This window comes from Mesorhizobium sp. M7A.F.Ca.CA.002.15.2.1, from assembly GCF_003998715.1.
GTDB classification, from domain to species: Bacteria; Pseudomonadota; Alphaproteobacteria; order Rhizobiales; family Rhizobiaceae; genus Mesorhizobium; species Mesorhizobium ciceri.
Genome location: NZ_RZPI01000388.1, coordinates 1 through 5,296 on the forward strand (window position 1 = coordinate 1; position 5,296 = coordinate 5,296).

Below are 5,296 nucleotides of genomic sequence, written 5' to 3' on the forward strand. Positions count from 1 at the left end.
GTCGACGAGCGCGCGCTCGAGTCGCCTTTGCAGGATAGCGGCGTCTCGCCCGAGGACGTCGCCCTGGTGCTGGCCGAGGCTAAGGCGACCGAAGTCAGCGAGCGCAGGCCGGGCGCCCTGGTGCTGGGCTGCGACCAGACGCTGTCGCTCGGCGACGAGGTGTTCCACAAGTCGGCTGACATGGAGGGTGCCCGCCGTCATTTGCTGGCGCTGTCGGGCAAGACCCATCAGTTGAACAGCGCCGCCGTGCTGGTTCGCGACGGCAAGGTTCTGTGGCGGCATGTCGGCATCGCCTCGATGACCATGCGCAAGCTCGATCCCGCCTTTATCGGGCGCCATCTCGCCCGTGTCGGTGCCAAGGCGCTGGGAAGCGTCGGCGCCTATCAGATCGAAGGCGAAGGCATTCAATTGTTCGAGAAAATCGAGGGCGATCATTTCACCATTGTCGGCCTGCCGCTGTTGCCGCTGCTGGCCGAACTGCGAGACCTGGGGGCGATCGATGGCTGAGGCGTCGAAAAAAGCCTTCGTGTCGGGCCATCCGGTCAAGCATTCGCGCTCGCCGAAGATCCATGGTCACTGGCTGGCCAAACATGGCATCGACGGAAGCTACCAGGCCATCGATGTCGCGCCGCAAGACTTTGCCGTGTTCGTGGAAACATTGCAGGCAAACAATTACCGCGGTGGCAACATCACCATCCCGCACAAGGAAGCGGCCTTCGCATTGGCCGAACGCCGCGACCAGGCGGCGCAAGAAATCGGCGCCGTCAACACGCTGTGGTTCGAGGACGGCATCCTGTGGGGCGGCAACACTGACGGTCACGGCTTTGCCGCCAACCTCGACGATCATGCACCGGGCTGGGCAAGCAAGGGTCCGGCGGTGGTGCTCGGCGCCGGCGGCGCGTCGCGCGCCGTCATCCATGCGCTGAAGGAGCGCAGCGTTGCCGACATTCGCATCGTCAACCGCACTCTGGCCCGAGCGCAGGAATTGCGCGATCGTTTCGGCACCGGTGTCTCGGCGCATGGCATGGCGGCGACCAACGAACTGCTCGGCGATGCCGGCCTGCTGGTCAACACCACCGCGCTCGGCATGCATGGCAATGAAGGCCTGTCGGCGGATCCCGCCCGGCTGCCCGACCATGCCATCGTCACCGACATCGTCTATGTGCCACTGGAGACGCCGCTGCTTGCGGCCGCCCGAGCGCGAAATCTGAAGACGGTCGACGGTCTCGGCATGCTTCTGCATCAGGCCGTGCCTGGCTTCGAGCGCTGGTTCGGCATCAGGCCGCGGGTGACGGCCGAACTTCGGGCCCTGATCGTCGCCGATCTGGTGCCGAAGCCATGATCGTGCTCGGCCTCACCGGCTCGATCGGCATGGGCAAGTCGACCACAGCCAGGATGTTCACTGACGCCGGCGTGCCGGTCCACGATTCCGACGAGACGGTGCATCGCCTCTATGCCGGCAAGGCAGCACCCCTGGTCGAGGCCGCCTTTCCCGGCACCACATCCGCCGGCATGGTCGATCGTGCCAAACTTGGCGCGCGCGTGCTCGGCGATGCCGCGGCGCTGAAGCGGCTGGAAACCATCATCCACCCGCTGGTGCGCGCCGATGCCGATGCCTTTCTGGCCAGGCATCGTGGATCAGGCGCGCCGATCGCCGTCCTCGACATCCCCCTGCTCTTCGAAACCGGCGGCCGCAACCGCGTCGACAAGGTCGTCGTCGTCACCGCCCCGGCCGAGACCCAGCGCGAACGCGTGCTGGCGCGGCCGGGCATGACGGAGGAAAAGCTGGCGTCGATCCTGGCCAAGCAGGTGCCGGACGCGGAAAAACGCCGTCAGGCCGATTTCATCGTCGACACCGGCCAGGGGATGGACGCCGCGCGGGCGGAGGTCGCTGCAATCATCAGCCAGCTGATAGGGGTTGGCAAGCCAGGTGGTTGAGCCCACCGCTCGACCGCCAGCTGTCGATGTGAGAGCCGCTTATCTGCCTGCCGGCTTCGCTCGACACCTCTCCCCCGATCGACGGGGGAGAGGAAAGGTGCAGGGCGATGAGGGGCGGCGCAAACCTGTGCGATTGCCCTGGCCATCATAGTTTCTCATTGCCATTTTGTTCCGCTCTCACGATTCTGCTCCTTTGGAGCGACTGATTCGATGCGTGAGATCATCTTCGACACGGAAACCACCGGCCTCGATTCGCGCGACGACCGCGTGATCGAGCTGGGCGGCGTCGAACTGGTCAACCGTTTCCCGACCGGCAGGACCTTCCACCACTACATCAACCCGCAAGGCCGAGCGATCCATGTCGAGGCACAGGCGGTGCACGGCATCAGCGCGGCGGACCTCGCGGGCAAGCCGACCTTTGCCGAGATTGTGCAGGAGTGGCTGGACTTTACCGACGGCGCCAAGCTGGTCGCCCACAACGCCACTTTCGATGTCGGCTTCCTCAACGTCGAATTCGGCCGGCTGGGTCACCCTGTCATCGACAACGGCGTCGTCGTCGACACGCTGGCGCTGGCGCGCCGCAAGCACCCGATGGGTCCTAATTCGCTCGATGCGCTCTGCCGGCGCTACGGCATCGACAACACCAAGCGCACCAAGCACGGCGCCCTGCTCGATTCCGAATTGCTGGCCGAGGTCTATATCGAGCTGATCGGCGGCAAGCAGGCGGCCCTCATCCTCGACAGCGCCACCGCGCCGGCCCAGGGCGAGAATGTCCGCCAGATCGAAATCGTCGTCGCCCCGCGCCCGGCGCCACTGCCGCCGCGCGTGACAGAAGCCGAACGTGCCGCGCACGCCGGCATGGTCGGGACATTGGGTGAAAAGGCGCTGTGGCTGAAGGTTCACGGGAACTAAAATCGTCCCGTTGGCGATCCTTGGCGCCCCCCTCTGCCCTGCCGGCGCCTCAATCGTCCCGCCCAAAACAAAAAACCCGGCGCAAGGCCGGGCTTTTCACAATCCGTGGCAGGCAGCCCTCAGCTCACCTGGACCTTCGACGACGCCTGGTCCTCCGCCAGCTTCTGCTGGAACATCTGCGCGAAGTCGATCGGGTCGAGCATCAGCGGCGGGAAGCCGCCATTGCGGGTTGCCTCGGCGATGATCTGGCGGGCGAACGGGAACAAAAGACGCGGGCATTCGATGAACAGGATCGGCAGCATGTGTTCCTGCGGAAAGCCTGCGATGGCGAACACGCCGCCATAGACCAGCTCGACATTGAACAGCACTTCCTGGTCGAAGGACGCCTTGGCGTTGAGCGTCAGATTGACGTCGAACTGCTTGTCGGAGAGCGGGTTGGCGTTGACGTTGACATTGATGGCGATGCCCGGCGCCTTGTCGCGGCCGCGCAGCGAATTCGGCGCGCCGGGGCTTTCGAAGGACAGGTCCTTCACATATTGCGCCAGAACGTTGAGCGACGGCTGCGCCGCATTGCCGTTTCCGTTGGCTGCGCCGACCGGCGCGTCATCTTTGCTGGCCATAAGCCTTGTCCTCTTGCCTGGGCAGCGTCGCTGACCGAATTGAAATCGGGCGTTCGCTACCATGGCGGGGATGACAAGACAAGGTTTGCCGCCTTGCTTCCCGGCTGCGGCATGGAGATGGGACGGCGCGCTAATCGTCCTTCAGGCGACGCCACGGCGAGTTGTGATCCGGGCCGCGCTTCAGATCGTCCTCGCGCGAATAGTCGCCGTCTTCGAGGTCGATGACCCTGTCGCGCTGGCGGCCACGAAAACCGCCGGTCGAGAAATCGGTGGCGACGACAATGCGGCCCTTGAACCGGCTCCAGGCAAAGTCGCGCAACGGCGGCAGAAACAGCAGCAGGCCGATAATGTCGGTGATGAAGCCGGGGATGATCAGGAGGATCGCCGCAACCACGATCATGGCGCCGTGCGCAAGGTGGCGGCTGGGGTTCTGGCCGGCGGCCATCTCGTTGCGGATGCGGGCCATGACACCAAAACCCTGGTATCGGAGCAAAAGCACGCCGGCGATGCTCGAGGCCAGCACGAGGCCTACCGTCGCCAGCGCGCCGACCTCGCGGCCGACGATGACGAAACCGGCAATTTCCAGCAGCGGCAGTGCAAGGAGAAAGAAGGGAAGCAGCGAAATGCGCAAGTCTTGCCAACCTTTTTCGATCGTCATGACCGTTTTGATTGTTTTGGCCGCCAGCTGGCAATCGCCGCTGGCACTGAGGCTGTTAGATAGGTATGCCTGCCTTTGATTTGAATGATTGCGCCTTGCGCTCTATATGCTTTGAATGTTGAACGCTATGCGACCGCGGCCGTTGGGCCTGACGGTCCGGCCACAGGGCAGGGATTGATTGGCGGAAGATATGGGATTCTTCGACTTCGGCACGATTTTCTTCCTGATTGCGGCGGTGGTCATCTTTTTCCAGCTGCGCAATGTGCTGGGCCGCCGCACCGGCAGCGAACGGCCGCCCTTCGATCCCTATTCGGCGGCTCGCACCAGCGACAAGGATGCCGCCCAGAAATCCGAAAACGTCGTCTCGCTGCCGCGCAAGCGTCCGCCAGGCGAGCCGGCTCCCGACGCCTATGCCGCGATCGACGCTTTCGCCAAGCCCGATACCGACCTCAACAAGGGCCTGCGCACGATCAAGGACAATGATCCGTCCTTCGAGCCGAAGGGTTTCGTCGACGGCGCCAAGATGGCTTACGAGATGATCGTCATGGCCTATGCCGACGGCGATCGCAAAACGCTGAAGAACCTGTTGTCGCGCGAGGTCTATGACGGTTTTGTCGCCGCCATCGGCGAGCGCGAGGCCAAGGCGGAAAAGATCCAGTCCTCCTTCGTCGGCATCGACAAGGCCGATATCGTCTCGGCCGAGATGAAGGGCGGCGAGGCGCATGTCACGCTGCGCATCATCAGCGAGCTGATTTCGGCGACCCGCGACAAGGCCGGTGCCGTCATCGACGGCGACCCGGAAACCGTGGCCGAGGTCAAGGATGTCTGGACCTTCGCCCGTGACACGCGCTCGCGCGATCCGAACTGGAAGCTCGTCGCCACCGAGGAAGAAGACTAGGGAATACGCGGCGAGGCTCCGGTGTCGCTATCGCCTCTTTTTGTCGAGAAAGCCTTCGGCGATCTGCCCGGCTGGGGCGATGACGACCATTCGGCCGCCTTCGCCGCCTTTCGGCGCTCGGCCTTCCATGTCCTGACCAAACCCTATCGCAGCGGCGCGCTCGGCGTCGACTTCGACGCCTTTGCGGATGTCTACGCCGAGGCCCGGACCGTTTCGCCGGCGAATCGGTCGCCGGTTTTGACCCGCGGCGAAGCTCGCGCCTTCTTCGAG

General features: G+C 64.2%; 7 protein-coding genes and 1 pseudogene. 6 read left to right on the plus strand and 2 right to left on the minus strand.

Annotated features, from left to right (window positions below; all coding sequences use genetic code 11):
• The 4 genes from ENZ74_RS20545 to dnaQ all read left to right on the plus strand — a co-directional run.
• On the plus strand, positions 1–507 hold a 507-nt coding region (locus tag ENZ74_RS20545), incomplete at its 5' end, for a Maf-like protein (RefSeq protein WP_127312958.1).
• Positions 500–1,342, plus strand: a complete 843-nt coding sequence (locus ENZ74_RS20550; protein WP_063169602.1) for a shikimate dehydrogenase — start codon at positions 500–502, stop codon at positions 1,340–1,342. The genes ENZ74_RS20545 and ENZ74_RS20550, both read left to right, overlap by 8 nt.
• Positions 1,339–1,938, plus strand: coding sequence for a dephospho-CoA kinase (gene coaE / locus ENZ74_RS20555; protein ID WP_063169603.1), 600 nt, complete (start codon positions 1,339–1,341; stop codon positions 1,936–1,938). Before ENZ74_RS20550 ends, coaE begins: the two co-directional genes overlap by 4 nt.
• 210 nt (positions 1,939–2,148) lie before the next feature.
• A complete protein-coding gene (gene dnaQ / locus ENZ74_RS20560) occupies positions 2,149–2,850 on the plus strand; it encodes a DNA polymerase III subunit epsilon (RefSeq protein ID WP_063169604.1) in 702 nt (233 codons plus the stop codon).
• 119 nt (positions 2,851–2,969) lie between these two features.
• Here dnaQ and secB read toward each other — a convergent pair whose 3' ends face one another.
• Together secB and ENZ74_RS20570 are read right to left on the minus strand one after the other, a co-directional pair.
• The gene (gene secB, locus ENZ74_RS20565) at positions 2,970–3,470 is read right to left on the minus strand and encodes a protein-export chaperone SecB (protein WP_013528724.1); all 501 of its coding nucleotides are present in this window, start codon (positions 3,468–3,470) and stop codon (positions 2,970–2,972) included.
• A 130-nt stretch (positions 3,471–3,600) separates the two neighbouring features.
• Positions 3,601–4,101 (minus strand): FxsA family protein, encoded by a 501-nt coding sequence (locus ENZ74_RS20570; protein ID WP_082826715.1) that lies wholly within the window; start codon positions 4,099–4,101, stop codon positions 3,601–3,603.
• 217 nt (positions 4,102–4,318) lie between these two features.
• On the opposite strand from ENZ74_RS20570, the gene ENZ74_RS20575 reads away from it, so the two are divergent.
• Positions 4,319–5,026, plus strand: coding sequence for a Tim44/TimA family putative adaptor protein (locus tag ENZ74_RS20575; protein ID WP_027161247.1), 708 nt, complete (start codon positions 4,319–4,321; stop codon positions 5,024–5,026).
• A gap of 21 nt (positions 5,027–5,047) precedes the next feature.
• Positions 5,048–5,296: pseudogene (locus tag ENZ74_RS20580) on the plus strand (transglycosylase); the annotation flags it as partial.